We start from the raw sequence: 25,513 nt of genomic DNA, 5'->3' as shown, positions 1-25,513 counted from the left end.
TCCTACAATCTTTATAATTGTGTAAAAAGATACCACCGCCGCTACAGGCACGGACGATACTACTATCCACGCCGTAATTCCGTGCAAATTAGAATTGGTTTTTAATCAATAATACTTAAAGGGTGCGTTATCAACGCACCCTTTATCTTTCCTAACGACTTCCCGTTGGTTGAGGAGTCGTCGGCTGATCTGCTTGTAGCGGTTCTGGGGTAGAAGTTTGTACTGATTCTTCGGAGAACTTCGTCCACTCGGTATGGAAGAAGCCTTCCTTATCAGTACGTTCGTAAGTGTGAGCGCCGAAGTAGTCGCGTTGAGCTTGCGTCAGGTTTTGGGGCAAGCGATCGCGTCTGTAGCTGTCAAAATAATCTAACGACGCACTAAATGCAGGTACGGGAATGCCGAGTTTCGCCGCCGCTGCTAAAACTTCCCGCCATGCATCTTGGCGATCGAGAATTGTTTGTTTAAACTCTGGAGCCAATAGCAAGTTGGGTAAGTTCGGATTTTCAATGAAAGCACTCTGAATTTTACCTAAAAATCCAGCGCGAATAATACAGCCACCTTTCCAAATTCGCGCCATTTCGCTCAAATTCAGGTCGTAAGAATACTCTTTGGAAGCTGTTGCCAACAGTGCCATTCCTTGAGCGTAAGAGCAGATTTTAGAACAATACAATGCATCCCGCACCATATTGACGAATGCCTTCGTATCACCCTGATACGTTCCTGTAGGACCAGGCAGCATTTGAGATGCAGCTACCCGCTCTTGCTTGTACGAGGACATAATCCGGGCGTTTACCGCTGCCGTAATTGTAGGAATACATACTCCAAATTCCAAAGCACTTTGCACCGTCCAGCGCCCCGTGCCTTTTTGTCCGGCAGAATCGAGAATCATATCGACCAAGTGATTTTTGGTGTCGGGGTCGATATAGCGAAAAATATCTGCGGTAATCTCAATTAGGTAGGAATTGAGTTCGTCGGTAGTATTCCACTCGGCAAAAATTTCGTGCAGTTGCCGATTATCCAAGCCCAAACCATCCTTGAGAAGGCTGTAGGCTTCGGCAATCAATTGCATATCGCCGTACTCAATGCCATTGTGAACCATTTTGACGTAATGACCTGCGCCCCCAGGACCGATATAAGTCACGCAGGGACCATCTTCTACTTGAGCGGCAATTTTATTAAAAATCGGTGACAAATATTCGTAGGAACTTTTCGTTCCCCCTGGCATTAAGCTAGGACCATTCAATGCCCCTTCTTCGCCTCCACTTACGCCCATACCGATAAAGCGGAAGCCTTCTGGTTCTAATTCGCGAGTGCGTCGCGCCGTATCGTCATACAGCGAGTTGCCCCCATCAATGATAATGTCGCCTTCATCCAACAAGGGTTTGAGCTGCTGAATTACTGCATCCACTGGCGCACCAGCTTTAACCATGATCAAAATCTTGCGGGGGCGTTCTAGCGCATTGACAAATTCTTCTAAAGAGTAGGTAGCGACGGCATTTTTGCCCTGCGCCCGCTCTGTCATGAATGCATTGGTTTTTTCGGGAGTGCGATTGTAAACTGCGATGGGAAAACCATTACGCTCGACATTTAGGGCAAGGTTTTCACCCATAACCGCTAGTCCAATCACACCAAAGCTTTGCTGTGCCATAAGATTCTACGCTAAGCTCTGCACTTTCCAAGGAGAGTTCCCCTTCAGTCTAGCTCGTCATGTTTTTTTGGACTCTTACAAATTCCTTAAACATCAGTTGTCAGTGAGGAGTGGTAATTGGTAATTGGTGGTTGGTAGTTGGCAAGAGAGCGCTGATAGCTGGTCACTGATAACTGGTCACTGGTCACTGTCAAGGGTTGGTTGGCGAGGAATGCGATTTTGACGCAAGCGATCCATGAGTCGATTGTAGCGTTGTGGGTCGGCAGTGGGGGTCTGACGCTGCAAACGCGATCGCCAGCGACTGTGGCGCAGTTCTTGGCTTTGTCGATCGCGTCTGCGTCTTCTGCGGGTAGGTTGGTAATTTTCTGAGTTTTCTCCTTGGCGTAGAGAACCACCTTCGCTATTTTGGTCGGTGATTTTGCCAATCGATATTCTTCTGGGTTTAACTGGTTGTCGTTTAATCGTAGGTTTGCGGTTGTCTAAGTTAGGTAAAGCGGCAAATTTCTCTACTTCCATGCCTTCCACGGCTTGCACCATAAACCGATTCCAGGCATAGGCTGCCGTACTGCTACTACCTGCCGTGGGTTGATTGTTATCGTTTCCTAACCACACTCCGGTTACGAGTTGGGGAATGTAGCCGACGAACCATAAATCGCGAGCTTTATCCGATGTCCCAGTTTTACCTGCAACAGAACGATCTACCAAAGCTGCCGCACCACCAGTTCCAGCAGTGATGACATTTCTTAACATCCAAGTTGCGATCGCCGCACTGTCTGGGTCTAAAACGCGCCGAGATGTAAACTTGGCATCGTAGATAATATTACCACTGCGATCGCGGATTCGCCGGATGCCATGAGCTTCTGTATGCATTCCCCCAGTTGCTAGGGAACCGTAGGCGCTGCTCAATTCCAACAAATTGACTTCTGCCGAACCTAAAGCTAGGGAATAGGCGGGGATCAAGGGGGATTTAATTCCCATCGATTGCGCGAGTTTAATTGTAGGGTCGAAGCCGACATCCATTAACACCTTGACTGCGACTACGTTAATTGAAGCAGCAAGAGCATCCCGCATCGACATTTCGCCCCGAAATCTCTCGCTGAAGTTTTTCGGTTCGTAACCATCGACTTTGAAGGGAGAGTCAAGGTATTGTTTGTAAGGAGAAAGACCGCTAGCGATCGCAGCTGTATAGACAAATCCTTTAAATGTCGATCCTGGTTGTCTTTGGGCTTGGGTGGCGCGATTGAACTGATGTTTGCCGAAATCCGTCCCTCCTACCATTGCCCTGACTTCGCCGTTACGGGGATCGATCGCCACTAGTGCTGCTTGCCCGAATCTTTGCCATTTCCCATTCTCGGTTACAGTTTTTAACACAACTGCTTCCGCTGCTTGCTGCCATTTGGGATTGAGGCTAGTTTCTACAGTCAGTCCGCCTGCTTTAAGGACATCCGCAGGAACGTATTTAGGTAGTTCTCGTTGAATGTAGGTAGTAAAGTAAGAAGCTTTAGCTTGAAGCCGTTTAGGAGAACTTGTTTTTACCGTTAAAGGTGCATTTTTCGCTGCCATCGCCTCAGATGCATGAATGACTCCATCCTCCTGCATCCGCTGCAATACCATGTTGCGCCGCCCAATTGCTGCCGATTTATTCACTGTAGGAGAATAAAAATTTGGTGCTGGCGCTAATCCGGCAATTGTTGCCATCTCAGATAGTGTCAGCTGGTTAACTGACTTGCTGAAATAAACCCAAGCCGCATCTGCTACGCCATAAGCCCCTTGTCCCAAATAAACTGAGTTGAGATAACGCTCTAAAATTTGGTCTTTACTTAAATTCTCCTCAATCTTCATGGCAACGCGGATCTCTTTCAGTTTGCGCCACAAACTCCGCTCTTGATTTAAAAAGAGAATTCGTGCTAATTGTTGGGTAATGGTACTACCACCCTCCACCAAATTAGCCGAACGCAAATTCGCCCAGACTGCCCTGAAAATTCCCTGGCGATCGAAACCGCGATGTTGATAAAAGCGCCTGTCTTCCGAAGCAATAAAAGCTTGAACTAGAGGTTTGGGAATTTGCTCTATTTTCAACGGTTCTCTAGTTGCAGGTCCTTGCTGCTGTAAAATTGTGCCGTCTCCAGCCGCGATCGTTAGCGTTTGACTCCGCACAGTAGCCAATAGTTCATTGGCTGGTGGTAGACTACCCTCTATAGATAACCAAACACTACTCAATGCCGCTAGCCCGCCGCCAAAACCCACAAGCAACCAAAACCAGAACCGAAAATAGAGGGGTTTGTAGCGAGATTTAATAGACGATTTCTGGGAACTACCTGAAGATCGCCCATGGTGGCGGTCGGAAAATTTTCCAGATGGACTTTGCCCTGTTGAATCTGGTTCCATCAGCTTTGGTTGCTCACTCCTCAAAATAGCGGATAAATCCGATCGCACCAACGCGATCGCGCGTAACTACTACGAATCCCATTTCAAAGCTATAACCGTCTTGCATATTTTAATCCCTGTTTAAGATTTGAGTCTTAAGTGACACACTATTAAACAGTTATCAGTTGTCAGTTATCAGCTATCAGTGACCAACTACCAACTACCAATTACCAATTACCAATTACCAATTACTAATTGCGCGATCGCCCTGGGAAGTAATCTTGGTGATTCTTTGGCTATTGTGGAGGCTGCTTTAGCAACTTTAGCCGGGATGCCTGAGATTGCGATCGCAGCAAAGTCTAGCTGGTATCGCACGAAAGCAGTGGGACCACCGCAGCCAGACTATATTAATGGTTGTGCAGTACTTCAGGTTCAACTGTCTCCCCAGGAATTGTTAGATATTCTACTGGCAACTGAAGCAAAATTTGGGCGCGTGCGCCAAGAACGTTGGGGCGCGAGGACGCTTGACATTGACCTGCTGTTGTACGACGATCTTATTCTCGATACTCCTAACCTTACCCTACCTCATCCCCGCATGAGAGAACGCGCTTTTGTTCTCGTCCCATTAGCAGAAATTGCTCCGAATTGGATCGATCCTGTATCCGGTAAAGCGATCGCCATGCTACTTCAAGCTGTAGACTGTACTGGAGTCAGTTATCCGTGAACAGTTATCAGTGAAAAATGGTAATTGGTAGTTGGTAGTTGGTTGACAGTTGACGGTTGTTAAGTGGTGCGTATTTTAAATGCAACTTGTGACTTGCGACTTGTGCTTGTCCCAATGCGTGAATTTTGAATTTTGAATTTTGTTCCCTACTCCCTCACATGATGCAAGAACCGCCACAATTGCTCAAACATCGCCTATTTTACCAAGGGCGTAAATTTAGTTTTGAAGTCAATCGCTATCGTTTACCTAACCAAGTTGAAGGCGATTGGGAATGCGTCCGTCACCCGGGAGGCGCTTTAGCTGTTCCTATTACTCCAGAAGGTAAATTAATTTTATTGTGGCAATATCGCTTTGCCACACAAGGCAGAATTTTAGAATTCCCTGCCGGGACTGTAGAGCCAAACGAAGAACCGTTTGACACGATTCAAAGAGAAATTGAGGAAGAGACAGGCTATCGCGCTCAAAAATGGCAAAAACTAGGACAATTCTTTCTTGCCCCTGGTTATTCTGATGAAATTATTTATAGTTTTTTAGCGCAAGATTTAGTTCCTTTGGATGCGCCTCCTAGTCAGGATGCGGACGAAGATATAGAAACAGTCTTCATGACACCCCAGGAATTTGAACAAGCCATTCTCGTCGGACAACCAATAGATGCTAAATCTATTGCTAGTTTTGTCCTAGCTAAACCGTTTTTATTTCCTTCCCAATAAATAACTTTGTGTTGGGGAGTCGGGAGTCGGGAGTGGGGTTTAGTGAGTGGCTTGTGGCTAGTGACTAGTGGAATCAGATTCAATTCTTGTCACTAGTCACGGATGACTGATAACTGTTAACTGTCAAACTTGTGCCGATCGCGGTTTTGCAGCAACCCAGTGAGAGTAAGAAGTAACTTGAGTAATTAATACCCCTTCCGGTAATTCACCAATTTTTTTATATTCAATTGTAGTTGTAAAGTCGCGGATGAACTGAGCGACTTGACAGACGTAACCAACGATCCATTCTTGTATCCAATTGAGTTGTTCGACATTGGCTACATCCTTTCCTTGTCCGGCAAAGGTGATTTTGCCAAACCGATCGAATTCAAATAAATTTAGCCATTCAAAATCAGGACGAGTTGATTTCCATGTGTTGATAGTCAACGTGCGCCCTATGTAATTGATACTATATTCATTCAATTGAACCAGGGCTTGAACTATATCTTCAATCTTGACAGCTACTCGCTTAAAACCTAATATCCATAAGATCTGGCGTTTAATCTCGCCTAGTCCTTGATAGTTATGGGGACTTTCTACAGAAATTCTTTGATGATTGGCTACTAACACTTCCAGTTTTTCAACTTTAGTAGAAATTTCAGTAGTATCGGCATAAAGAGTTTGTAAAAGTTGTTCGATAGTTTCTTCCAGATAAATTCCTCTTAAAAGCTTTTCTAAAGTTTCTTGTGTGTTGAAACAAAAACCAGCTTTTTGACTCAATATTTTTTTCAATTCCTCTTCGTTTTGCAGCAAGAGCTTACGAATATAATAACAAGTCGAGAATCCAGGTTTAACTAAGTAGCTCATGATATTAATTGATAGTAAAGATAACGTGATGTCGTCAAAAAATAAGTAAATTCTTAAACAAAAAATGTGGCGATCGCAATTTATTAGTTTATTGGTCTACTAGGCTTGTGTACTATTTAGGTAAGAGAATGAAGGAATATTAGAAGGTATATTTAGAGGAGGAATATTACCGTACGTTACTTTTTCTACTTCTATGGCTAATTGCACTGACTTCATCATCTCAGCTGCTGATGGAAACCGCTTGTTAGGGAATTTTTGCATGGCAGTGGAGATTGTAGAACGTAGTAAGAGCGGAACAGCGCTAGGAATTTCCACAGCTTGATTCATGTGAGCTGTCATCAATTCTCCTGGCATTCCTGAAAAAGGACGAAAACCCAAAACCAACTCGTACAGCATGACTCCAACTGCATAAAGATCTGACGCTGGAGAAGATTTACCATAAAATCTTTCTGGAGCCATATATGCAGGAGAACCAGTACAGATAATTTTATCTGTAGAAATTTCTTGACAAACTCTTGCTAAACCAAAATCAGAAATCCGAGCTAAGTAGCTAGTAGAACCTATACTAATTAAAATATTTTCTGGCTTAATATCGCAGTGAACGACACCACGAGTGTGTGCGTGTCCCAGTCCAGCAAGAATATCTGTAATAAATTTCAAACCGTGAATGAGATTAAAGTCATCGCTTTGCATGAAATTACGCAAAGTTCCGGCTTCGCAATAGTCCATAACCAGAAATCTTGCATTTTTTATATGTTCTATACCTTGGAAAGAAATAATGTTTGGATGCTGCAAGCTAGATAAGAAATGTAATTCTCGTAGAAACTTTTTCGTGGGAAACTTTTGTTGGTCGAGTTCTTTAAGTGCTACGGTTTTACCATTTTTTTTATCAATAGCACAGTAGACTCGTCCGAATTGCCCTTGTCCAACTAGCTTTAAAATATGATATTTGGAGGAAATTGGTAAAGTTTCACTCATAGTTTTTAGGATAAAAGTATCTTAATTTTTGTGTCGGTTGCAACGATTAGAGTGATATAATGCTTTGTATCAAATCTGTTATGACTGCTCTGCTATCTGCTAGTTTTAATTTTAGATATTAGTCTTTTAGCGGAGTTTCTATAAATGCTTGAAATACCAAAACAGGCTCGATCCACTGACTGACAGCTCAAAAATTGAAAATAACTGAGAATTGGGGTAATGTAACCCCAATTCATTTTGGTCAACTTTGCCTTAGTCAGGAGTTACGCACAAGAAAATCTGAGATCTCGATCCCCCCTGGTTCCCCCTTTTTTAAGGGGGGACTTTAAGCCTCCTTTTTTAAGGGGGTTTGGGGGATCGACTGCGTAAGTCCTGCTGAGTTTTGGACTAAACAAAGATGACGTTACATAAATCGGGCAGATTTCGTTACGGCGCGATCGCCTCCCAATTGACCTAAATTAAGAGAACAAAGACTCTAAGGCAATATCTTCAAACGATCCTGCCATTGAGCTTTCGTAAGCCACCTCTGTGAGCGCTTCTGCTTCACTAGGCGAATCTAAATCGTGAAACTTCTTGCCGAGGTCGCGAGCAATTTGATATTTATCAATCTCACCGCTCTCAAAGAATAGTCTGGCGGCTTCGCGTAAATCCCGTACTGCCGCTTTTTTGTCACCGAGATCGGCATGGGCAAGACCGCGACTTTGAAAAGCTTCTGCATATTGAGGATTAACTCGAATTGCTTCTGTAAAATCGCCAACTGCTGCTTCGCGATCGCCCAAGCGTTGGTAACTCAAACCGCGATTGAAGAAAGCATTAGCAGAAATCGGATTGATCCGCAAACTTTGAGTGCAAGTCTCGATATCGCGCAAAGCATCTACAGTTCTAGCAATCTTAGCTTGTTCGTTCATTAAACGGCTGTTTTGCTCCTGTACCAGCATATTAGTTTGTTGCTGGAGCTGCTCTAGCTGCTGGTTGAGCGTTTCTAGTTGCGTTTGTAACTGATTTTGAATGTTTGCGTCTTGCTGTTGGAGTTGAGCAAGAGTGCGATCGCTATTTTCTCGCGCTTGTTGCAAGTTATTATTTGTTAGCTGAAGGTGTTCGTCCAACAACTTAATTCCAGCTTGAGCTTCACCATGCTTTTTCTCTGTTTGTTGCTCAAATGTACCTAATTCTTCACTCAGTCTTTCCAGATTAGATTGAGTTTTTACCTGCTCTTGTAAAACTTGAGCGATCGTGGCTAGATTGTGTTGTTTTAAATGATCTAATAGTATCCGCCGATTGGTTAAATTGAGTGCGACAGTGACAGAGAGCGGAATTGCAGCAACTGCTGCCTGATTTAGCATGAAAGAAGCGATCGCGCCACCAATTGAACCAACGACCGACGCGATTTCTACCTTTTCTAACCAAGGATATTTATTTGCTGGTGCTGTGAAATTATCTTGCATAGTAACTTATTGTGAATTTTCAATTAAGGAAATGGTAAGGGGTAATGGGTAATGGGTAATAGTAATTGACTAACAACCAACTACCAATTACCAACTACCAGTTATGTTTTACCCAAAATCACTTGGTTGAGTCCTAAAACTGGAGATGCAAGCACTGCTTCTTCAGCAGATAGAAACTGTTTCATCAACTCGTTTAGTAATGGATAAGTGATGTTAGCAATATGTCCGTATTTATAAGCACGAACGATAGTTTGATACCAAAGCAAGCAACTTTCTCGCAGGCGATCGAGGTCGCTACTCAATACAGTTGTGGCTGTGTAACGTATTATATGTTTCAGATCGCGTTGGCAGGTTGAAACATTGAGTTTATTGTTACCTTGCCCAAACAGATTCTCGTTAGCAGCCCACTTTGCCTCCAACTGACTGAGAACTTCTGCCTCAGCAGCTTGAATTTTCTGATATGCACTTACACGAGAATCAAGAGACTCAATGTAATCTTTAAGAAACTGAAGTTCTTCTGAAGTAGCGTAGCGACCGTCCGCTTCTACGGTCAAGCGGGCTAACTGACTCAACATAAACTTTTCTACTCCTGGGCAATAATATTGACAACACTATTCGGTTTTAGCCTTGCTAGATATGAATTGCTGAAATTACTATTCTGCAATGTTTCTACAATCCAAAATCTGAAATTCAAAATCTGAAATCCAAAATCTAAAATCTAAAATGGTATGGTGCTTAGGTATCGCTGGCATGATTTAGATATTCGGTAACCTCACTACGAGTATCTTGAAGTTGAGTAATCATCGAACGGGTAACCAACTTACCTGCTTCCACGAGAATTCTACCGTCTAGAGGGTGAAGGATATTTTGTTCTGCCCGCGTGCCAATGAGAGACTCAATATCATCAATTGCACTGACATACGTACCAGAAGGTAATTCAACGACTACGCCTTCACCAATCACTAAAGCTTGACAAGCGAGGCGAGAATTATTGTTAGCAGAAGTAATGACCTCAATGGTACGCCGTTCGCGTCGGCTAGGTGAAGACAAGCCTTCCATGCCACTTTTGATGTAAACATGGCAGGTAGCACACATTCCTCGACCGCCACACTCATGTAACACATTCAGTTCATTTTTTAACAGAACAGATAGGATGTTGCCATTCGTTTGAATGGAAGTTTCTTCACCGATTGGTTCTAGTCTGACAGTCTTTGCCATGTTTTCCTAATTGGCTAATTGCTAATTACTTCATTGATTGGAACTATTGCAGAGTCGGTGCATGATAATTTCATGCTCTTGCTGTTCTTCTAACCAAGCATCAGCTGGTTTGATTCGTTGTGCTAAACCTAGAACAAAGTGATTGTACTCAGCTCCTAGAGATTCGCAGGTTGTTTGCAGACAGTGGAGTTCTCGACCTGTCAGTTGGCTGAAGAAAGCACGGAGGATACCTGCTTCAAAGTGACATACTGGTCGTTTGCTTTGGGGTGCTTGCTTGGCGTAGGGAGAATTCTGAGTTTTCACCACCAAAAATCCTTGTTGGTAGTAGCTCAAATCTAATTCAAAAGTTCCCCAGCCATGAGCTTTCCAACACTGTCTGAGACACTGGGTAAACTCAACCATCTCCATTTCGTTGATCGGCTTGGAGTAGTACTCGCTAACTTGTTCGATAAACCGAGCGTAGAAATTTTTGCCCCACCAGCGTCCGCAATTAGCAAGCACTACACCGGAAGCTTGACCTGTTTCTTGGTTAAGCGCGGTATAAATCGATTGAATCAGCGTGTCTGGAATTGCTATGAGGCGATCGCCGTGGCGATTTTCCAGTAAACCTGATTCAAAATCACCCTGAATGTAGGCATCAAAGGCAAAATAATTTCCTGGTAAGCGTTCGTCTTTGATTAAATCGGCGACAGTAATCATGATTTTGTCTGTTGCTTCTGCTTGTTTGATAGTGAGTTATGCTGACGAGTGATACTTATGCTGGCACTGTGGCTGCACTACAAGTTCCCATGACAGCTTGTTCCACTTGAGCTAAGAACGGTTGCAGCAGAGCCATTTGTTCCTCAGCCAAAATTTCTGGCAGGCGAGTTATGAGGAACTGATAAAGGGTTGTATCAATGCCTTGTGTTTGGTGAACTTGAATGATGTCCGTCAGCCATTCCAGCAAACGATGTTGGAGAAACATGGGATTATTCAACAGCATTGCCATTGCACAGTAACGTAGCGTTCCCAGCCAATTTTTTAAGGCGCGTTCGATAGTTTCTTGTTTGTGTTGGGGAAAAGCTACGAGCAGTTGGTCGGCGATCGGTTGAAAAATGGCAATTTCGTTATCCCGCAGCACTTCATAAACTTGCAAGCGTTGGGCAAAGGATGAAACATGATGCTTCAAAGCAACTATTTCTTCTAGCCTAAGATAGCGTTCTTCAGCATCATCAAGTATGGCTCTGATTTCTGGGTACATAAATTTGCAGCTTTAGAATAGATCTGATAAGTCTGAAAAGGTCGGTTCGGGAGCTAAAGGTGGCGGTAGCTTAGTCGCAGACTTGGGCAGAGTTCCAATTTCTGGATTCCCTTCCCAAGGAAGATACCCAAAACAATCTCTGACTCGTTGTTTCATTCGGGCATAGGGGTCTAGTTGTCCCCAGTTAACATCCTCAACTGGTCGCCCTTGCCAATTGCAATGGCTGAAGAATTTTTTGACGGAAAGCCGCAACCAAGCTGCATGAGGATTAGCGATGGGAGTAAAATGCTGTAGCGGCGATTGATTTTGTAGTGGCGCTGGAATCGGCGCATCGCTCTTAGCAGGCTGTTGTCCTCCTTCCCAACCGCAAAGCCGCAAGAATTGTTGAACTGTCAAGCATTCCCAAGAAGAGAGGAATTCCTCGCTAAGTTGATGTTGCGGGTAATCGGCATCCTCAATCTCTTGTCCGTCCCAGTTACAAGAGTGCAAAAATTGCTGTACCGATTGGCACAGCAAAGCATTTCGATTCCTCATCCTAACCGTTCTCCATGACGCAGCCGCTTTTCAATATCGCGAGCTGTAGCACCTTCGTTGTGCCAGAAGGCAGCAGCATCAATTCGGTCTTTTGTACCCAAGAGGAATTTACAGTATGTTTCTCCCATTGAGTAGCACTGAATTTCAATGCAACTCAAGGTTTTTTTAACGAGATCGCTGAAGAATCCAGCAAATAATCCCGCATAGATATGACAAACTGGTTTACCAACATCGCCCAACGTTCTAGCTACGGCAGAATCGAAGATGTTGACGAACATGAACCCGTTTTTATGGTCGCTCATATCGACTTCCCAGTTGCCCCAGCCTTGAGCGGTGAAGGGCCACCACCATGCTTCTAGCATGTACAGGGAATTGACTTCTTTGACGTTCTTGCCATATTCCTGCTCAAACCACTGTTGAAAGAATTTGGCATCCCTGATTCCCCACTCGAAGCCAATGTTGTACATCAAGACTGTAGAAGCACTACCGACTTCTTCTTCCAATCCCTCAATTAATCCTACGATGAAGTCTTCTGTGGCAAATAGATGGCGTTGGTCGTGCCAATCGGTGACAATGCCCGTGTTCGGTTGAAATTGGAAGTAGTCATCAAAGCTGTAATGGTCGTGCTTCTGGGGATACTTCTTCTTTAAGGAATATTCTGCTTGTGTACCTGGTTTTGAGTGAGTAGAAAAGAGCAAATTGTCGGACGAGATAACCATTTAAAAAATACTCCTATGCATGAAAAATCGGGTGATTCTTCCGTGTAGTTTCTAGCGCGAGGCTAACTTTTTATAGCGTTAAAGCCTACAAAGTTCCCTGTTTTACATATTTAACTTTTATATTTAACTGTGCGTCAGTTAGGCGAGCATCCTTGAATTCACTGATTTTTCTATTAATTTTCTGTAATATTAGGATGATTACGCGATCTTACGGAATACAGTTATCAGTTATTGTCGGGGTAGGTATGAAGCACAGCTTTACTCGCTAAGGCTGTCCATCTATTTGCTAAACCCGCCCGTACAGTTATCAGTTGTTAGTTGTCAGCGATCGCCTAATTTTGCTGTTTGGTGGAAGATGACTATACTTGCTGCATAATTATTTTTGTAAATTCTGTTTGTTGAGTGCTTCAATTAAAAGTATAGATTTTCGACGAAACTGTTTCTGCATTTGCATGGATATTTTTATTTATGATTTTAAATATTTCAATTCAAGTCAATTTCAATTAATTTTTGACGGGATACCAAGCCGGATTTAATTTTAATTCGAGTTTTTGGGATTTCAAATTTTTTAGCTAATAGTTGAATTAATTCTTGGTTAGCTTTACCATTTATGGGCGGAGATTTCAAATGAACCGTTAAACTGCCATCAGGTTCTTCTTTAATAGCTGGATGCTTTGAATTTGGTGTCACTTTAACTTTCTTATGCATTTTCTTTCGTCTCTAATTGCCGCAACCACAACCATCCTAAAAAACAGCCTAATATATACTAGGGAAAGTTCCACCAAGAAAAGATGGAGCCGAGTCATGCCTGCTCTAAGAGAGTAGAGCAGCTCTTTTCCAACAGAGAAGGAGGTCACAATAAAAGAAAGCCCATCGTAGAAACGACGAGCATTGAAATAGTTATGTATGTGGTTTGAGTAGAGTTCGGTAACATGGACTCAAAACTAAAGGTAAGCGGCGATCGCAAATATTAGCTTACCTCAAGAATAGATATTTGCTAACTATGGTTCCGAACGGCTACTGTTGCCAATTACAGCAATTTTATGTCGATAGATTAGCTCTGCGCCATACCAGCCGGACAGTCCTAAAAGTGTTGCAGTAATGAGTGAAAGTGTCAAGCCTGTAGGCAAAATAGCCCCTACTACATTGTTAAGCCGGAGTAAGAGATTAATACCCGTCAAGACAATAATAGTAATGTTGAGAACCAAATGCGCCAAACCAGCAGTACGCTTACGCACGCGATCGATTCTCAAGAAGTCCATCAAACCTGTCAGGGCTGCTGGTAAAGTCGTGGCAAACCCAGCCACTACTAACCAAAAAGATGCTCTTGCCCAGAAAGGGTCTTTATTCAACCAATAGACTGCATCAGTGACAGCCAATGCCAATAGAAAAGCGATCGGTAAGGTCACAAGCAATGGGTGGATCGGATGACCCAACACTGCCACTGTACTAGGTATACCAGGATCGCGGTATTCGCGCTCGTCATTCTCAATCAGGGCAGGAATGTCAGGATATGGTGGCGTTCCTGTTTTTTGTTGTGTGTCCATAAGAGTGAGTGGTTATGGGGAGCCAGTGCGTTGCGGGAGTTACCCCGTTATAGCAACTGACGTTTAGGGGTTAGGGGTTAGTGCTAACCCCTAATACCTCAAATTACAGGTTATGCTGATGGAATTTGCGTAACATTAGCCTCTGCAATTAGGGCGATCTTTCCTGCTTCGACCTGTAAATTTTTGATACGGAGGGAGATCCCTTCGAGGTCAAAGTTGCTCAGATTCAAAATTTCACTGGTTGCATCTACTAAAGCCTTAGTTAACTCTGGAGATTGTGCTTGTTCGTCTCCATATTGCACGTCTTTTAAGGTGACAGTTTGCCCTCCAGATGCAACTTCCGGTACGGCAGTAAAAGCTACTTGCTTTGTTTCGTTAGTTTCCTGCAAGCGGATGTTGGCATTCAGGGACACTTTTCCTTCACCTGGTAGTTGGAAATCTACCTGCTGCGGAACTACGGTCATCTGTTGCCCGTTAATCTCAATTTTTGTGGCTTGCAGTTGCTGACGGATGTACTCGGAGTTGAAAGCACGATTGATGTCTGCTGCTGTCAAAACCACGCGAGCCTTACCTTGGGTTGGTTGAGTAAGTTCGATTTTACCCATTGCCGCACTGAGGGGGTTAATGGCAACGCTATCCACCTGCATATCCATCTTTTCTACTCGCAGGTCTTTTTGCATCACCATTCCTTCACCTGCGATCTCCACCGAGTCTACTTGTCCTTGCAATGCTTTGAGCGGATCTGTTTTAATGTCTACATCTAACTTTTCTACTTCATCGAGTTGACTAGACAATCCGATTTCTGCTGCTTTATTCAGCGCTTGTTCTCCCAATCCTTGTTGTTCTGACATCCGAATCTTATACCCTTAGTTTGCTCCTCTTGAGTCAATCTAACGATTTGTCAAACGTTGTGTATCTGTCTTGTGGTGGAGGAGATTCTACATTGAGTCAACCTATATCAAAACGTCAGCAGATTTTTAGTCAATAGACAAATCTTCCTTAAACAAATTTTAATTTTTTTCTGCTTGAGAAAGCCTGACAAGAAATATCACCTATAAGCCGAATTAATTAGCTATCTCTGAGCCTTTTTCCACCTTTTGACTGGTTTTTTCTAACTATGCTACCGATCCATCAAAAGAAAGATGGAATCGGGCAATCTGCGTGACAACCTAAAAGATGTAGCCGATACATCCAAAAATATTGAGAGGAACTGGAAAAGATGGTCGTAACATTAGACGATACCAAGCGTTCTGCTATTGCGGTTAAACTAGCTGACGTGAAAGCTCTACAAGAGTTAATTATTTCTAACGAAGAAACACTGCTAGGACAAATCAACGATTCGGAAATTCAAAAGCGGCTTCAAGAAATGCTCGATTCCGATCGCAAGAACTTGGGCGTTATTGAGACTGTCATCGTACAATATGGCATTCAGGGAGAACCCAGAAAGGTTACACAAGAGCTAATCGAAAAGACCAAGCAAATGATGCAAGGGTCTGAATTGTCTTTGTATGACAAGTTCGCTCAGCACGAACTGCTCAAACACGGACAAGCAATGACTGGTGTCATGCTGCACAAAGCTGCTCAAGTCGTAGGTGCAGATGTCGATATAGCGTTCGGTCCTTTGAATACAGTTAACTTTGAAAACAGAGCGCACCAAGAACAACTCAAAGGGATCTTAGAGCAAGTTGGGACTCGCGAGCTGACTGGCAAGGATGCAGACCAAGGGCTGTGGGCGCGCGTACAAGATGCGGTTGCGGCTTTCTCTGGCGTAGTCGGTAGTGCCGTTACCCAAACTTCTGATAAGAAGGATATGAACGTCCAAGATCTGATTCGTGCAGATCACAGCAAAGTGAATACACTGTTCACCGAGTTGTTGCAGAGTGACAATCCTCAGAAGATCCAAGAGTACTTCGGTCAAATTTACAAAGATCTGTTGGCTCATTCGATCGCAGAAGAGGAAGTAGTCTATCCTAGAGTGCGTGCTTTCTATCCAGAAGACAAAGTTCAAGAACTCTACAGCGAGCAAGCTGAATTCAGAACCAAATTAGATGAGATTAAAGCGATCGATCCTTCTAATTCGCAGTTCAAAGATAAAGTTAAGCAACTGATGGATGCTGTGGGCGATCACATTCGTCAAGAAGAGTTCGACATGTTTACCGCAATTCGTAACAACCTCAGTAGCGACCAAAGCGAGCAAATGGCTAGCGACTTCAAAGCTGCTAAAGCCAAAGCGCAACAAGAAATGGGCGTTGTCAGCTAGGCTGATGCGGTAAGACCACAGATTAATTTTAGTGGAACGTAAATTTAGTAGGGGCGCACAAATATGCGCCCCTACTTTTAATCGACGTATGACATTTCAACGGAGAGGGTGGGATTCGAACCCACGTTGAAGTTGCCCCCAAACAGCATTTCCAGTGCTGCGCCTTCAACCACTCGGCCACCTCTCCAGGTGTCGCGATCTCCCATCATACAATAGAAAAGAATATTTTCAAACCAATCTAAAATCGTGTCACTTGCTCTAACGGATGAAACCTCCGCAAGGCAGTGGCTCCAAAATCTAAAATTCAAAATTGCTTATGACACATACAATTCGGATACACGATCGCGCCAACGATACAATTCATACTGTCGAAGTCCCCGCAGACCAATACATTTTGCGATCGGCAGAACAACAAGGGGTAGAATTACCATTTTCTTGCCGTAATGGTGCTTGTACGACTTGCGCTGTTAGAGTGTTATCGGGAGAAGTGTATCAGCCAGAGGCAATGGGACTTTCACCAGAATTACGCGATCGCGGTTATGCTCTGTTATGTGTTAGTTATGCTCGTTCTGACATGGAAGTAGAAACCCAAGACGAAGATGAAGTTTATGAACTGCAATTTGGGCGTTATTTTGCCAAAGGTAGAGTTAGGTCGGGATTACCTTTGGATGAGGAATAGTCATCAGTTATCAGTTAGTGAGTAGTAGTTTCTCCCGTGTCTTCCTTGTCTCCCTTGTCTTTCTCCCACTCTTGTTTATTCAGGGTTGTCAGTTTCGTGCGATCGATAACGGAATGCCAGCGCAGGTTGTGCGTGTAGTCAGCGGACAAACTCTAGAAGCCATAAGTAGAGGGAAGGCTTTCAAAGTGAGACTTGCGGGAATTGAAGCCCCAGATATCCAGCAACAGCCTTGGGGACACGCAGCTAAACAGCAGCTAGAAGCAACGGTCAACAGCAAGACAGTTACCTTAGAACTTGACGGACAGCCAGATAAATTTGGGCGACAGTGGGCTTATGTGTGGCAAAATGGCAAATTGTTGAACGAGCAACTACTGAAAGAGGGATACGTTTTGTGGGATGGGCGATCGCGCGATCGTAAGTATGACGAGCGCTTGGAAAAAGCACAAGCCTGGGCAAGAATCATGGGGCGTGGCGTGTGGGATGTGAAACAACCAATGCGGCAAACCCCGACTGAATTTCGGCAAATGGCGGGAGTTGGGAGTCGGGAGTGGGGACAAGGGGGACAGGGGGAATAAATACAAATGACAAACGATCGACAACTCCGAATCTTCCTAGATGTTGCTACAGAAGCCGCCTTAGCTGCAGGTGCGGTTTTGCTGAGCTATTTAGGTAAGTTAGAAGAAGTTAGAGAAAAAGGACGGGGTGGAGATTTAGTAACTGCTGCCGATAAAGCATCAGAAGTGGTAGTTTTAGAAGTCTTACAGCGGCATTTTCCCGATCATGCCATTCTAGCGGAAGAATCGGGCAAGCAGGGGAATGCAGACAGCGAATTTTGTTGGGCGATCGATCCTTTAGATGGAACGACAAATTTCGCGCATCAATATCCTTGTTTCGCCGTGTCAATTGGGTTATTAGTGGCTGGCGTTCCACAGGTTGGAGTCATTTTCGATCCTTATCGTGATGAATTGTTCCGAGGGGCAAAAGGGGCGATCGCGACCTGTAACCGCAAACCTATAAGCGTTTCAACCACAGCCGAACTGAGTAAGTGTCTTCTGGTAACTGGTTTCGCCTACGATCGCCGCGAAACAGCTGATAATAACTATGCCGAATTCTGTCATTTGACTCATCTGACTCAAGGAGTCAGGCGCAGCGGCGCAGCAGCTTTAGACTTAGCTTATGTTGCCAGCGGGCGCATCGATGGCTACTGGGAACGGGGAATTTCTCTGTGGGATATTGCTGCTGGAATTGCCATTCTCAAAGCAGCAGGGGGTCAAGTCAGTGCCTATGATGGTAGCCCAATCGACCTAGCAACTGGCAGGATTTTAGCCACGAATGGACTAATTCATTCAAGTCTCAGCCAAGAATTACTTCAAGTGCCACCACTCTCAACTTGGAGTCATTATAATCCCTAGCCACAATCTGGGAATTATTAGATTGGTGGTGATAATTAAACCACGCTAATACCACATTCCAGCGATCGTGCAATAGGCAGAGGTGAGACAAAAACATATGTCTTTTAAGATTGATGGCGGATTATTTTTATTTGACTTCACAGATTGCCATGCAATTTTGGGCGTTCCAATTGATGCCGACTTTAAAGAAATTCGCAAACGCTATTTGATTATTGCTCGCTGCTTACATCCCGATACTTGCACGGCTAAAAGTATTTCAGATAAACAAGCGGCAAATCATATTCTGTCTAAGCTTGTCAATCCCGCTTATAAAAAATTATCCCAGGATTACAGTCGTGTTGAATACATGGTGATGCTGCGGGAGATGGGCAAGCGGTTAGCTCAGGAAACAACCAGCATTTCGCTCAAAAACGAACTATCGATCCAGCTTCAACACAGCACAGATATCGACCAAGTCTATCAAAAAGCGATCGCTGAAGTGACAAAACAACAGTATGAATCTCTCGAAAGAATTATCCCTATAATTAGTCAAATCAGCGAATTAAACCTAGTCTACTTAGGGCGTAAAGGTGGTACTGGATTTATGGTTGCTAGAACGACTGTGCCATCTGTGGTTCCCAACCAACATTCTCGACCGGCAGCATCTTCGCCTCCCCCAACTGAGCCAGAGTCACCTCCATCGCCAGCTGAACCCTATCTTCGTCGCGCCCAGTCTTTAATGGAAAAGAATCTCTTCGCCCCAGCGAGTGTAGAGCTAAAAGATGCGCTGAAGCTAGAGCCAAATAATAGTCGCTGTCATAGCTTAATTGGCACGGTTTATTTGAAGCAGAATCAGGCTACTATGGCTAAGGTACATATTAACAAAGCCCTACAATTAGACCCTAAAGATCCGATCGCCCTAGAAGGAAAACAACTGTTAGATCGGCTGGCAAGTAAAGCTGGCACTCAAACAGCCAGTTCTGATAAAACTGCATCTAAAACTGCGTCGAAAAAACCATCAGAACCATCTGGAAGTGGGGGAATGTTTGGCGGTCTATTTGGAGGCAAGAAAAAATAAACAAAAATCAATGGTCTACCAATCACCTGCGGGAGCAAGAGATTTATTACCCTTAGATGTGGCTCAGAAACACTGGGTCGAAGCACGGTTGCAGCAGGTATTTCATCGTTGGGGCTATCACCGCATCATTACTTCAACTCTCGAACGGTTAGATACGCTGATGGCTGGAGGAGCAATTCAGCGATCGACGGTGATCCAAGTTCAGGATCGCGAGGAAGAATTGGGGTTGCGTCCAGAATTGACAGCCTCGATCGCTCGCACTGCTGTAACTCGGATGGCAGGAGCGACCTTTCCGCAACGCCTCTACTACAACGCTAACGTCTTTTGCCGCACGCCCGATAGCAGTCACAACCGCCAGTTGGAGTTTTATCAAACTGGGGTGGAGTTGCTGGGTAGCGAAGGATTGCTGGCTGATGCTGAGGTGTTATTACTGCTGGCTGAGTGCTTGAATGAATTGGGTTTACACAACTGGCAGCTGATTCTGGGCGAAGCGGAAATTACCCAATCATTATTAGCTTCTTTCCCCGCATCTGGGCGCGATCGCGTTCGACAGGCGATCGCTCACCTCGATCGCGTCACGCTCGAAACTCTACCTTTAAGCGAAGATCTACGAGCTAGAGCTTTAATGATGCTCGATTTGCGCGGACATCCCGCAGATGTATTGCAAAAAGTCACAAAATTAAGTTTAGATGCACCACAACAAGCAGCTTTACACCGACTCAAATCGCTAGTTGAGATTTTGGATCGATGCTTTAGTGTAGACTCAAACCAAAACTCGCAAAACTTTCCAATCATTCTAGATTTGAGCATGATTCGCACCTTTGACTATTACACGGGGATCGTGTTTGAAGTCATCGGCAATGCAGCGATCGACAATCCAACAGCTCAACCGCAAATTTTAGGGCAAGGAGGTCGTTACGACCAACTTTTGGGACTGTATCATCCTCAAGGTAAAACGATTCCGGGGGTTGGCTTTGTCCTCAACACGGAAGATTTACAACAAGCCTTGCTGTCTGCCGATCGCTTACCGCAAGCTACACCCGCTAGTGATTGGCTCGTTGTCGCTCGATCGCCAGCAGCTTACGCGGCTGCTTTTGCCTATGCAGAAAAGTTACGCTGTACTCCTGGGTTGCGAGTCGAAATGGACTTAGGCGATCGCCAACCAGAGGAAATCCGCACCTACGCCCGCCAGCGCCGCATCCAACAAATTGCTTGGCTCAAAGATGACGGTTCCGCTGAGATTGAAACGCTGAAGAGGGAGCAGGGACGAGCTGGGAGCAGGGAGTAGGGAGGACAAGGGAGACAAGGGGGACAAGGGAGACAAGGGGGACAAGGGAGCAGAGGGACAGAGAAGAATTCACCAATCACCAATTACCAATTACCAACTACCAACTACCAATTACCAATTACCACTCAATGAATCTAATTCTGGCGCTAGATTTTGGTGGAACTAAACACGCGGCGGCGGTGGTAGCTTCAGGAGAAAAACACCAGTTGAGTGACAAAAGGGTTTTTTCACCGCCAAATCCTCATGCTCAATCCGATCTAGAGATAATGTTGAGTCTGGCACGGGAACTGTTAGCAGGTAGAGAACCAACAGCGATCGGTGTCAGCTTTGGTGGACCTGTGGATGCTGCAAGCGGTAAAGTCAGACTGTCGCACCACGTCAGCGGATGGGAGAATATACCTTTACAGGAGATCCTAGAGCGAGAATTTGGCGCTCCTGCCAGTGTGGACAACGATGCTAATGTTGCAGCTTTGGGCGAACATCGCTATGGTGCGGGGATGGGTTATAACAGTTTGCTCTATATTACTGTCAGCACGGGTGTAGGTGGAGGCTGGATTCTCAACGATCGCCCTTGGCGGGGAATAGAAGGAATGGCAGGGGAGATCGGGCATGTAGTCGTCGATCCCGCTGGTCCTGTTTGTTTGTGCGGTAAGCGCGGATGCTTAGAACGATTGGCTTCGGGTCCCTACATCGCCCAACAGACCAGGGATCGGTTAAACTTACATCCAGATCAAGGTAAGGTGTTGCGATCGCTTTGCCACGACAAATTAAATGAGATTACCGGACTAATGGTGAGTCAAGCCGCTACCCAAGGAGATGAAATTGCGATCGAGGCATTAGAAACAGCTGGTTGGGCTTTGGGAGTAGCAATTGGCAACGTTGCCAACCTCATCAATCCCCAACTGTTTATTTTAGGTGGTAGCGTCACCAAAGCAGGCGATCGCTTTTGGAATGCTATCCACCACATAGCGCGAGCCACAGCATTACCCGAAGTCCACTTCGAGATCGTCCCCGCCGCCTTGGGAGATAAAGCACCACTTTGGGGTGCAGTCGCTTTAGCAGAAGATGTACTGATGAGGGAGCAGGGACGAGCTGGGAGCAGAGAGCAGGGGGAAGAGAGCTGAGGGAGCAAGACAATTCACGCATTCACCCATTCACGCATGAATTCCGAATTCCGAATTCCGAATTCTCCCAACACCCTTTCTTCACTGATAACTGATGCACGGCTACATTTCCCCGAATCGATTTTTTCCCTATCTTTCTTGGGCTGACGTTCAAAAGATGCCGGATAAAGAAAATGTCGTCATCATTCAACCTGTAGGGGCGATCGAACAACACGGACCCCATTTACCATTAATTGTGGACGCTGCAATTGGTATGGCAGTTTTAGGCAAGGCATTGTCTCAATTAAGCGATCGCATTCCCGCTTATGCCCTACCACCCTTGTACTACGGTAAATCGAACGAACATTGGCATTTTCCTGGCACGATTACCCTAAGTGCGTCAACTTTACTTGCGACTTTAATTGAAGTTGCTGAAAGTATTTACCGTGCCGGATTTCGCAAATTCGTGTTGATGAATTCTCACGGCGGACAACCCCAAATTATGGAAATTGCCGCACGGGATTTGCACGTCAAATATGCAGATTTTCTCGTATTTCCCCTCTTTACTTGGCGGGTTCCCCACATTGCCGGAGAGTTACTTTCCGATCGCGAGAAAGAGTTTGGGATTCATGCCGGTGATGCTGAAACTAGTGTGATGCTGTCGATTTTACCAGAACAAGTCAAAATGGAAGCGGCTGTGACAGAATACCCTCACGGCTTACCTGAAGATAGTCTGCTTTCAATGGAAGGGAAATTACCTTTTGCTTGGGCAACCCGCGATCTGACGCAGACAGGAATTTTAGGCGATCCGACCGTAGCGACAAAAGAAAAAGGCGATCGCATCCTTGCCTCGGTCGCTGATGGTTGGGTTCGAGTCATTGCAGACATCTATGCCTTTCAGCAACCACAAGCTTGGAAGCAGTAAACGGTTAGCAAGCGATTGTCAAGATAGATAGCGATCGAGATGCTTTGATTTAGATCGAGCGCGATCGCTACCATTTCTACTTCTACGACTTAAACTTGGGCTAACGCTGGTTCTCTAGTTGCGCTCTTGATTGAATCAGCTGGAGTACAGTAGACTTCGCAAGAATTATTTGGACTTTCAATCAACTTGACCTTGTGTAGTTCTGCGCCTAACTCTCGCACTGGCTGTTGCAGCACATTTGAGATATATACGGCGATATTTTCTGCCGTAGGCACGACTTTGGCAAAGTAGGCAATATCTTTGTTGAGAAAAGTATGGTCGAGTGGTTCAATAACCAAGTCTTCGATCGCTTGGTTCAATGCACTCAAATCTACAATCATGCCCGTACGAGGGTGAATTTTCCCCTTTACAGTCACTTCTAAGTGGTAATTGTGACCGTGACCGTTAGGACGAGCGCATTTTCCGTAAATTTCTGTATTCTCTTGTTGGTTGAGATCGGGATGAGCTAACCGATGAGCGGCGCTAAAATGAGTGCTAATAGTTAAGTATGCTTCCATGCCATTTCCTTGATATTCTGCCCAAAGTTGAGGATGTTCAAATAACTGAATTTTGACTATCGGTAAGTGTGAGGCAAGCTTTTGCCAGATGACGCGGGCGATATTTTCCGTTGTTGGCAATGTTTGCTGAAATTCTTGCCAAACGTCATTGAGATAGGAAAAATCTAGCTGGCTAGTCACTTCTCGCTTAATTACGTGCTTGACATCAGACAGGTTTAAAACCATGCCATATTCATCTAACTCTCCGAGAAGAGAAACAAATAAGACGTAGTTGTGTCCGTGACCTGGAAAGCGGGAACATAAGCCAAATTGTTGCTGGTTCTCTGTTTCGCTCAGCTCTGGCAACCAATAGCGATGGCTGGCGGAAAATTGAGCGCGGCGGTTAACTATACATTGCATGAGCGCACAGGGAGCAGTATGTAAAATTTCGTAAACTTAACACTTTTACTAGAATAGACCAATTGCTACCGCGATAGCAATGAGTTGGTAGTTGGTAATTGGTAGTTGGTAATTGGTAGTTGGTAATTGGTGAGTTTTATATTCTGAGATATAAACGGACGATTGGATTTAAAGTAAATCATAATAATTTCAATTTTTGGCTCAATAATTTGAGTAATATGAGTCGATTGATTACTTTTTAGTTTTCTGAAAAGTTATTTTTTGGAAAAATATTTAACTCATTCATTAAATGAAATAATTTTTATAGCCGCGGGAGAAAAGAGGGATGACGGTACAGCTAAAGAATAAAATCGCGATCGCCCACAATAGAAATAGCCTCGTTGATAGATCGACTTTAACAATTGAGCATCAAAACCTTGAGCGTTGCCAAATTTTTTACATAAAATAGTGCATCTAGCCGGAAAAAGCTTTGGTGAGTTTGTGTCTTTAAATATTGCAGGTTGTTAAATTTTATGTTCTTGAATTTTATCTAACGACTGAGACACAAAGGATATAGAGCATGGAAAAACAGGAGGAAGATCTATCCGTACAAGTATTGTGGTTGCAAGTATGGGGATTGGCAGGATTGCAAGGGGCGATCGCACTAACTTGGTTGATTTATAGCGTGTATTTGCCTAAATTGCTGGAAGAATCTTACTTTCCCGCCCCTGTTAGTTCTGCTCTACTTGTGGTTGGAAATGGATTGGCAGTGGTACTAGAACCTTTGATGGGAGGCTTATCCGATCGCGATAAACAGCAGTTTGGTAGCCGTTTTCCGCTCATAGCAGCAGGGATCGTTTTGGCATCAACTCTATTTATAGCAATTCCGACTGTGGTTGTTTTCGGCAAGGGTGTAGGTGAATTTCGTTGGGTGTCAATCGTGGTATCGGTAGCTTGGACTCTGGCAATGATAATATTTCACAGCCCAGCAATATCTTTACTAAGAAATTATGCCCCTCCAGAGGGATTAGTGCTAGCTAATAGTTTGTTAGTTCTCGTAGCCGGATTATTGACAGCTTTTAGACCAGTTGCTCACAATTTAGTGTTAAATTTAGATACTATTTTTGCTTTTGCGATTGGTTCGTTTTCATTGCTAGGTGCGGCAGCTATTTTAAGATATGTCAATTTGCCAGAAACGTTGGCAAGGGCAAATTTAACCGTTAGAGCAGCAATAGAACACAAAAGCACAGACAATCCACCACTCAAAATCGCTTTAAGTTTAATTTTTTTAAGTGGGATGGCGATCGCTTGGGGAACGCAGTTTTTGACAGTTACTTTGTCCAAAATGCTGATGCTACGATTGGAAATAAATAACGTGAATTGGTTGATGGTAGGAGTAGGAATTATGCTGGCACTTGCAGCTCCGCCAACTGCTGATTGGACGCTGCGGATAGATAATCGACGTGCTATATGTATAGGTGCGATCGCGACTGCTATCTTATTACAAATTGCAGTATTTATTCCCAGTTGGTTGACTTTGATTCTTGCCATCCTCGGGTTACTAGTTGCTTTTAATCTTGTACTGAATGGTGCAATTCCTTTTGTCCTGATGTTAGTAGCACCGCATCAAGCTGGAATTGGTGTAGGGATGTACTTCGGTGGTATAGCTGGGGCAGAAAGTCTATCAGGATTGCTCCTTCCCCCAGAGCAAAGCGTTATCCCTTCTGTAGGAGCCATTGGTGGGGCGATCGCTTTTCTGTGCTTGGCTGCCTGCGTAAGAGTTAGTGGCAGGTGGCGAATCTAAAGTTTCTTCAATATTCATAAATTCTTTGTTTGAAAACATATAGTTTCGCTAGCAATTTTTTATAATATTGGTAA

The 25,513-nt window shown here is 44.4% G+C and carries 27 protein-coding genes and 1 tRNA gene; 11 read left to right on the top strand and 17 right to left on the bottom strand.

Features of this window, described 5'->3' with window-relative positions:
* Positions 1-151 precede the first annotated feature (151 nt).
* Positions 152-1,648: an NADP-dependent phosphogluconate dehydrogenase gene (gene gndA / locus C7Y66_RS09135; RefSeq protein WP_106545322.1), complete on the bottom strand. Its 1,497-nt coding sequence runs from the start codon at positions 1,646-1,648 to the stop codon at positions 152-154.
* Positions 1,649-1,825: 177 nt separating this feature from the next.
* Complete coding sequence (locus C7Y66_RS09130; RefSeq protein ID WP_106545321.1) at positions 1,826-4,036, bottom strand: transglycosylase domain-containing protein; 2,211 nt, start codon at positions 4,034-4,036, stop codon at positions 1,826-1,828.
* A 184-nt stretch (positions 4,037-4,220) separates the two neighbouring features.
* Between C7Y66_RS09130 and folK the strand changes: the two genes are divergently transcribed.
* Positions 4,221-4,739, top strand: coding sequence for a 2-amino-4-hydroxy-6-hydroxymethyldihydropteridine diphosphokinase (gene folK, locus C7Y66_RS09125; protein WP_199197328.1), 519 nt, complete (start codon positions 4,221-4,223; stop codon positions 4,737-4,739).
* Positions 4,740-4,897: 158 nt separating this feature from the next.
* Positions 4,898-5,449, top strand: coding sequence for an NUDIX hydrolase (locus C7Y66_RS09120; protein ID WP_015152449.1), 552 nt, complete (start codon positions 4,898-4,900; stop codon positions 5,447-5,449).
* A 123-nt stretch (positions 5,450-5,572) separates the two neighbouring features.
* Here the strand turns inward: C7Y66_RS09120 and C7Y66_RS09115 are convergent, their stop codons facing one another.
* The 12 genes from C7Y66_RS09115 to C7Y66_RS09055 all read right to left on the bottom strand — a co-directional run bounded on the left by C7Y66_RS09115 (position 5,573) and on the right by C7Y66_RS09055 (position 14,827).
* Positions 5,573-6,241: a hypothetical protein gene (locus C7Y66_RS09115; RefSeq protein WP_146149759.1), complete on the bottom strand. Its 669-nt coding sequence runs from the start codon at positions 6,239-6,241 to the stop codon at positions 5,573-5,575.
* A gap of 153 nt (positions 6,242-6,394) precedes the next feature.
* Positions 6,395-7,273: a serine/threonine-protein kinase gene (locus C7Y66_RS09110; RefSeq protein ID WP_015152447.1), complete on the bottom strand. Its 879-nt coding sequence runs from the start codon at positions 7,271-7,273 to the stop codon at positions 6,395-6,397.
* A 458-nt stretch (positions 7,274-7,731) separates the two neighbouring features.
* The gene (locus C7Y66_RS09105) at positions 7,732-8,718 is read right to left on the bottom strand and encodes a tetratricopeptide repeat protein (RefSeq protein WP_106545319.1); all 987 of its coding nucleotides are present in this window, start codon (positions 8,716-8,718) and stop codon (positions 7,732-7,734) included.
* Between the two features lie 101 nt (positions 8,719-8,819).
* The gene (locus tag C7Y66_RS09100; protein ID WP_106545318.1) at positions 8,820-9,293 is read right to left on the bottom strand and encodes an allophycocyanin; all 474 of its coding nucleotides are present in this window, start codon (positions 9,291-9,293) and stop codon (positions 8,820-8,822) included.
* Positions 9,294-9,453: 160 nt separating this feature from the next.
* A complete protein-coding gene (locus C7Y66_RS09095; RefSeq protein ID WP_106171630.1) occupies positions 9,454-9,936 on the bottom strand; it encodes a 2Fe-2S iron-sulfur cluster-binding protein in 483 nt (160 codons plus the stop codon).
* A gap of 30 nt (positions 9,937-9,966) precedes the next feature.
* Positions 9,967-10,635: a V4R domain-containing protein gene (locus C7Y66_RS09090; protein WP_106545317.1), complete on the bottom strand. Its 669-nt coding sequence runs from the start codon at positions 10,633-10,635 to the stop codon at positions 9,967-9,969.
* 55 nt (positions 10,636-10,690) lie between these two features.
* Positions 10,691-11,176, bottom strand: a complete 486-nt coding sequence (locus tag C7Y66_RS09085; RefSeq protein WP_015152442.1) for a hypothetical protein — start codon at positions 11,174-11,176, stop codon at positions 10,691-10,693.
* A 12-nt stretch (positions 11,177-11,188) separates the two neighbouring features.
* The gene (locus C7Y66_RS09080; RefSeq protein ID WP_106217467.1) at positions 11,189-11,710 is read right to left on the bottom strand and encodes a hypothetical protein; all 522 of its coding nucleotides are present in this window, start codon (positions 11,708-11,710) and stop codon (positions 11,189-11,191) included.
* On the bottom strand, positions 11,707-12,429 hold the full coding sequence (locus tag C7Y66_RS09075; RefSeq protein ID WP_106217466.1) for a V4R domain-containing protein: 723 nt from the start codon (positions 12,427-12,429) through the stop codon (positions 11,707-11,709). The genes C7Y66_RS09080 and C7Y66_RS09075 overlap by 4 nt, the downstream gene beginning before the upstream one ends.
* Before the next feature lie 483 nt (positions 12,430-12,912).
* Positions 12,913-13,137 carry a DUF167 domain-containing protein gene (locus C7Y66_RS09070; RefSeq protein WP_015152439.1) on the bottom strand — a complete coding sequence of 75 codons (225 nt, stop codon included), beginning with the start codon at positions 13,135-13,137 and terminating at the stop codon, positions 12,913-12,915.
* 293 nt (positions 13,138-13,430) lie between these two features.
* Entirely contained in the window at positions 13,431-13,976 is a 546-nt protein-coding gene (locus C7Y66_RS09060) for a DUF2231 domain-containing protein (RefSeq protein ID WP_106166190.1), read from the bottom strand.
* Between the two features lie 110 nt (positions 13,977-14,086).
* Positions 14,087-14,827: a DUF2993 domain-containing protein gene (locus tag C7Y66_RS09055; protein ID WP_106545316.1), complete on the bottom strand. Its 741-nt coding sequence runs from the start codon at positions 14,825-14,827 to the stop codon at positions 14,087-14,089.
* A gap of 368 nt (positions 14,828-15,195) precedes the next feature.
* On the opposite strand from C7Y66_RS09055, the gene C7Y66_RS09050 reads away from it, so the two are divergent.
* Positions 15,196-16,236 (top strand): hemerythrin domain-containing protein, encoded by a 1,041-nt coding sequence (locus C7Y66_RS09050; protein WP_106545315.1) that lies wholly within the window; start codon positions 15,196-15,198, stop codon positions 16,234-16,236.
* Between the two features lie 100 nt (positions 16,237-16,336).
* On the opposite strand, the gene C7Y66_RS09045 is transcribed toward C7Y66_RS09050, so the two are convergent.
* Positions 16,337-16,423: transfer RNA gene (locus C7Y66_RS09045), tRNA-Ser, on the bottom strand.
* 129 nt (positions 16,424-16,552) lie between these two features.
* Between C7Y66_RS09045 and C7Y66_RS09040 the strand changes: the two genes are divergently transcribed.
* Positions 16,553-16,915: a 2Fe-2S iron-sulfur cluster-binding protein gene (locus C7Y66_RS09040; protein WP_199197327.1), complete on the top strand. Its 363-nt coding sequence runs from the start codon at positions 16,553-16,555 to the stop codon at positions 16,913-16,915.
* Between the two features lie 14 nt (positions 16,916-16,929).
* Here C7Y66_RS09040 and C7Y66_RS32855 read toward each other — a convergent pair whose 3' ends face one another.
* Complete coding sequence (locus tag C7Y66_RS32855; protein WP_255409948.1) at positions 16,930-17,064, bottom strand: hypothetical protein; 135 nt, start codon at positions 17,062-17,064, stop codon at positions 16,930-16,932.
* A gap of 36 nt (positions 17,065-17,100) precedes the next feature.
* Between C7Y66_RS32855 and C7Y66_RS09035 the strand changes: the two genes are divergently transcribed.
* From C7Y66_RS09035 to C7Y66_RS09005, 6 genes are all read left to right on the top strand, one after another.
* Positions 17,101-17,490: a thermonuclease family protein gene (locus C7Y66_RS09035; protein ID WP_199197326.1), complete on the top strand. Its 390-nt coding sequence runs from the start codon at positions 17,101-17,103 to the stop codon at positions 17,488-17,490.
* 6 nt (positions 17,491-17,496) lie between these two features.
* Positions 17,497-18,327, top strand: a complete 831-nt coding sequence (locus C7Y66_RS09030) for an inositol monophosphatase family protein (RefSeq protein WP_106545313.1) — start codon at positions 17,497-17,499, stop codon at positions 18,325-18,327.
* Between the two features lie 97 nt (positions 18,328-18,424).
* Positions 18,425-19,384, top strand: a complete 960-nt coding sequence (locus C7Y66_RS09025) for a J domain-containing protein (RefSeq protein ID WP_106545312.1) — start codon at positions 18,425-18,427, stop codon at positions 19,382-19,384.
* 10 nt (positions 19,385-19,394) lie between these two features.
* On the top strand, positions 19,395-20,672 hold the full coding sequence (locus C7Y66_RS09020; RefSeq protein WP_106545311.1) for an ATP phosphoribosyltransferase regulatory subunit: 1,278 nt from the start codon (positions 19,395-19,397) through the stop codon (positions 20,670-20,672).
* Positions 20,673-20,800: 128 nt separating this feature from the next.
* A complete protein-coding gene (locus tag C7Y66_RS09010) occupies positions 20,801-21,796 on the top strand; it encodes an ROK family protein (protein ID WP_106545310.1) in 996 nt (331 codons plus the stop codon).
* A 94-nt stretch (positions 21,797-21,890) separates the two neighbouring features.
* On the top strand, positions 21,891-22,700 hold the full coding sequence (locus tag C7Y66_RS09005) for a creatininase family protein (protein WP_106545309.1): 810 nt from the start codon (positions 21,891-21,893) through the stop codon (positions 22,698-22,700).
* Positions 22,701-22,789: 89 nt separating this feature from the next.
* Here the strand turns inward: C7Y66_RS09005 and C7Y66_RS09000 are convergent, their stop codons facing one another.
* Positions 22,790-23,656 (bottom strand): 6-carboxytetrahydropterin synthase, encoded by an 867-nt coding sequence (locus C7Y66_RS09000; protein WP_106545308.1) that lies wholly within the window; start codon positions 23,654-23,656, stop codon positions 22,790-22,792.
* 559 nt (positions 23,657-24,215) lie between these two features.
* Between C7Y66_RS09000 and C7Y66_RS08995 the strand changes: the two genes are divergently transcribed.
* Positions 24,216-25,439, top strand: a complete 1,224-nt coding sequence (locus tag C7Y66_RS08995; protein ID WP_106545307.1) for an MFS transporter — start codon at positions 24,216-24,218, stop codon at positions 25,437-25,439.
* Positions 25,440-25,513: the final 74 nt, after the last annotated feature.

Origin of the sequence: Chroococcidiopsis sp. CCALA 051 (assembly GCF_003015105.1) — a bacterium.
GTDB classification, from domain to species: domain Bacteria; phylum Cyanobacteriota; class Cyanobacteriia; order Cyanobacteriales; family Chroococcidiopsidaceae; genus Chroococcidiopsis; species Chroococcidiopsis thermalis.
This window is presented reverse-complemented; position numbering and strand designations above follow the sequence as displayed.